Raw genomic sequence first — 682 nt, forward strand, 5'->3', positions numbered from 1 at the left:
GGCATTAACCTTGAAGGTCACAAAGAGCTAATGGGGCTTTGGATAGCTGAAAATGAAGGGGCTAAATTTTGGTTAGGTGTCCTCACTGAACTACAGCAACGAGGCGTTGAGGATATTCTCATCGCTTGTGTTGATGGCTTAAAAGGCTTCCCTGATGCTATCAATACCGTTTATCCAGATACTCATGTACAGCTCTGTATCGTACATATGGTCAGAAATTCATTAAAGTACGTATCGTGGAAAGACTACAAGGCAGTCACTGCGGACCTTAAAAGCATCTACCAATCAACAACGGAGGAGGAAGCTTTACTTGAATTAGACCGTTTCAGCGATACCTGGGATGAGCAATACCCCCAAATCAGCAAGTCATGGCATAATCATTGGCACAACTTAAATACGTTTTTCAATTATCCTCAGGATATTCGTAAGGCCATTTACACAACCAATGCTATAGAGTCGTTAAATAGCGTGATTAGACGAGCGTTGAAAAAACGTAAGGTATTTCCTAATGATGACTCGGCCAAGAAAATGATTTACCTTGCGATAAAAGAAGCCAGTAAAAAATGGACCATGCCCATCCGAAACTGGCGTACTGCGATGAGCCGATTTATTATTGAGTTCGAAGACAGAATTGTGAAGCATATTAACTAAATTGCAGTTACACAGAATCTGTTACACCCTC

1 protein-coding gene is annotated in these 682 nt (G+C 41.2%); it reads left to right on the forward strand.

Annotated elements, in window-relative coordinates:
* Positions 1–651, forward strand: a 651-nt coding sequence (locus AB4160_RS13210; protein ID WP_372004989.1) for an IS256 family transposase, incomplete at its 5' end; no start/stop codon positions are given.
* Positions 652–682: the final 31 nt, after the last annotated feature.

It is taken from the genome of Shewanella sp. 10N.286.51.B8 (assembly GCF_041469325.1).
GTDB lineage: Bacteria > Pseudomonadota > Gammaproteobacteria > Enterobacterales > Shewanellaceae > Shewanella.